Below are 3,695 nucleotides of genomic sequence, written 5' to 3' on the forward strand. Positions count from 1 at the left end.
AGCAGCGCCGCCACCACCGTCAGCGTGGCGACGATGGTCGGGTTGCCGACCTCGGCCACCGCATGAATGGCGCGGCTGACCCGGTCTCCCTTGCCGGGCATGCCCCAGTGGCGGGCGATATTCTCGATCACCACGATGGCATCGTCGACAAGGATGCCGATCGAGAAGATCAGCGCGAAAAGCGACACCCGGTTCAGCGTGTAGCCAAGGATCCAGGCCGCGAACAGCGTCAGCAGGATGGTGACCGGGATCACGATGGCCACCACGATGCTCTCGCGCCAGCCGATGGCGATCAGCACCAGGCCGACGATCGACACCGTGGCCAGCCCGAGGTGGAACAGGAGTTCATTGGCCTTTTCATCCGCCGTCTCGCCATAGTCGCGGGTGACCGTGACCTCGATACTGTCGGGGATCAGCTGCCCCTCGAGCGCGTCGACCGCATGCAGGATATCTTCGGCAACGATCACCGCGTTGGCCCCGGCCCGCTTGGCCAGCGCCAGAGTCACCGCCGGCACCCGGCGCAGCCCGCCATCCGCGTCGCGGGTGACATGGCTGACGATCTTTTCCGCGCCGTCGGCGACATAGCCGATGTCGGCGACATCCCGGACATAGACCGGGCGATTGTCGCGCGCGGTCAGCAGCAGGTTGCCGATCTCGGTCGGGGTTTTCAGGGTTTCCCCCGCCACCAGCATCACCTGCTCGCCGCCGTCGCGCACCAGCCCGGTCGAAAACGACCTGTTGGCCCCCTGGATCTTGCCCGCCAGCTGTTGCAGCGTCACGCCGTATAGCGCCAGCCGCTCCGGGTCGGGCGCGATGCGGAGCGCCTCGGGGGTCTCGCCGACGATATAGGTGAAACCGACATCACCGATCTTGGACAGTTCGACCTGCAATTCGCGCGCCACGCGCGTGAGGTCGTTGGCGGTGACGCCCCTGCCGGTGTCGCGCGGAGACAGCGTCAGCGACACGATCGCCACATCGTCGATGCCGCGCCCGACGATCAGCGGCTCGTCGATGCCGACAGGGATGCGATCCATGTTGGCACGCATCTTCTCGTGCACCCGCAGGATCGCAGCATCGGCCGAGGTGCCGACGATGAAGCGCGCGGTGACCATGACATAGTCATCGCGGCTCTGCGAATAGACATGTTCGACGCCGTTCAGACCCTTGATGATGCTCTCGACCGGTTCGGTGACCAGCTTGACCGCATCCTCGGCCTTCAGCCCCGGCGCCTGAATGTGAATATCGACCAGCGGCACGGAAATCTGCGGCTCTTCCTCGCGCGGCAGGCTCATCAGCGCCACCAGCCCCACCGCCAGCGCGGCGAGGATCATCAGCGGCGTCAGCGCCGAGCGGATGAAGGACTTGGTCAGCCCCCCGGCAAGGCCAAGAGGGGTCTCGGACGGATCATTGCTCATCGTGCATCACCAGGGTTTCGCCGCCGGCTAGGCCGGACAGGATTTCGATCATCGCCGCACCGTCGACGGCATGGGTCTCTCCGAGCACCACCGCGCGGTCGACGCTTGCGCCCAGGTCGTCGCGGATGGCGACGAAATCCAGCCCCATGCGCGTCTGGACCGCCCCGGCGGGCACCACGACGGCCGGCTTCGTGCCGACCGGAAGACGCACCAGAACCCGGGCGTTGACGAAATCTGTGGCCAGCCCCTCGACCTCGACATCGGCGATCACCCGACCGTTCTCGATCATCGGGTAGAGTTTGACCAGCGTGCCCCTGATGTCGGTTTCGCCGTGGCCGATCAGGATGTCATCGCCCTGTCGCAGGCTCTCGGCGTGGCGTTCGGGCACCGCCAGGCGCAGATAGACACCACCACCGCCGATCAACGCCACCGGCTCGCCCGGCATGATGACCGAACCCGCCGTCACCGGCACGCTGAGGATCCGCCCCCGGATCGGCGCCAGAACCGCCCCTTCGGCGACACGCTGCAGGACCACCTCGCGCTCGGCCTGGACGGTATCGATCTGGCCGACCAGCACGTCGACCTGCGTGCGCAGGGCGTCGACCCGCTGTTTGGTCGCCACGCCCTGACGCAGAAGATTTTCACCCCGATCCAGCTCGGTCCGGGCATTGGCCAGTTGCGATTCCAGCGAGCGCAGCTGCGAATCGATAGCCTCGCGCTGCAAAAGAAGCTTGTCGTCCTTGACCCTGCCGATCACCTGCCCCCGGGCGACGTGATCGCCTTCGGAGACGTCGATCTTCTCGATCACGCCCCCAAGGCGGCTGCGCGCAGGCACCTGATCGCGGGTTTCGATGCGCGCGAAAACGGCTTTCCATTCAACCACTTCAATCCGGCGCGCCGTTTCCGATCCTGCCGCCAGAGGCCCGCCAGCCAGCATCAGAACCAGCGCCAGTTTCAATCCCAAGGCCTTCATCGCGTCACCCTCGTTGCCACGTTTCAACAGTGCCCTCCGGCACATGAAGCCCTATATATATTCAGTTATTGGAATTTAAAAGACCCTGGGTGAAAAGACCCTGGGCAAAAAGACCCTGCAAATCCGAAGCCCGGCCGCGCGGCCACCACGTCCGGCCACGCCCTGGCCGCGCCCTGAACGACGCCCCATCAGAAAACCGGTTCATGCGCCCAAGGGACGTCAGCAAAGCCGCCCCCGGCGTGGGTATACGTCAGGGGCGAAGCCGGCTCACAATGCGACCACGGTCTGGGTCTGCATCCCGAGACCATCGATGCCCAGCGTCACGACATCGCCCGGCTGCAACCAGACCGGAGGCTTCATGCCGGCGCCGACGCCCGGCGGCGTTCCGGTGCAGATCAGGTCGCCGGGTTCGAGGCGAAGGAACTCGCTGAGGTGGCTGACGATGGTCGCGCAGTCAAAGATCATGTTGTCCGTGTTGCCGCTTTGCCGGCGCTGGCCGTTGACGTCCAGCCACATCGCAAGACCGGCGCCGTGGTCGATCTCGTCCCCGGTGACCAGCCAGGGGCCGGTGGGGCAGAAATTGGGAAAGGATTTGCCCTTGGCCCATTGGCCGCCGCGCTCCATCTGCCAGGCCCGTTCGGACACATCATTGACCAGCGTATAGCCGAGAATGTGATCCCGCGCCGCTTCACGGGCGATGTTCAGCCCGCCCTTGCCGATCACGATGGCCAGCTCCACCTCCCAGTCGAGCTTGGACATTCTGGGGCTGTAGAGAATGTCGTCATCGGGGCCGCAAAAGGCGCCTGAGGACTTGTTGAACAGGATCGGCTCTTCCGGCACGGGCAACCCGGCCTCGGCCGCGTGGTCCGAGTAATTGAGGCCGATACAATAGATGTTGCGCGGCTGCGCGACGGGCGACGCCACGGGTTTGCCGGCGATCTCGGCGACCGGAAGGGTTTCGGGGTCGGTGGCCCGCAGCGCGGCGATACAGGCTTCGGTCAGGCTGTCAGGCGTGAAATCCGCAACCAGGCCGGACACATCCCGGGCCACGCCCGCCTTGTCGAGCATACAGGGTGTCTTGGGACCATGGCGGTCGCCGTACCGCATCAGTTTCATGTGAAAATTTCCTTCAAGTTCGCCGTGACAGTCAGATTTTTCAACCACAGGTCCGGGGCGGCTATTTCTGCCCGGCCAGCACCCGCCGTTTCTTGGCAGCCCTTTCGCGCAGCTCGCGCTGGTGGCCGATGCGGAAGGATTTCTCGACAAAGTCGATATGGGCCCGCGCCGCCTTGTCGGCGGCCTCGGGG

The 3,695-nt window shown here is 65.3% G+C and carries 3 protein-coding genes; all 3 read right to left on the reverse strand.

Features of this window, described 5'->3' with window-relative positions:
• Positions 1 to 1,415: efflux RND transporter permease subunit (locus ABZD10_RS14280; RefSeq protein ID WP_372887490.1), on the reverse strand; the 1,415-nt coding region annotated here is incomplete at its 3' end.
• Positions 1,405 to 2,415 carry an efflux RND transporter periplasmic adaptor subunit gene (locus ABZD10_RS14285; protein WP_372887492.1) on the reverse strand — a complete coding sequence of 337 codons (1,011 nt, stop codon included), beginning with the start codon at positions 2,413 to 2,415 and terminating at the stop codon, positions 1,405 to 1,407. The genes ABZD10_RS14280 and ABZD10_RS14285, both read right to left, overlap by 11 nt.
• 240 nt (positions 2,416 to 2,655) lie before the next feature.
• A complete protein-coding gene (locus ABZD10_RS14290; protein WP_372887494.1) occupies positions 2,656 to 3,504 on the reverse strand; it encodes a fumarylacetoacetate hydrolase family protein in 849 nt (282 codons plus the stop codon).
• Between the last annotated feature and the right edge of the window lie 191 nt (positions 3,505 to 3,695).

It is taken from the genome of Shimia sp., assembly GCF_041624275.1.
Lineage (GTDB): Bacteria > Pseudomonadota > Alphaproteobacteria > Rhodobacterales > Rhodobacteraceae > Shimia.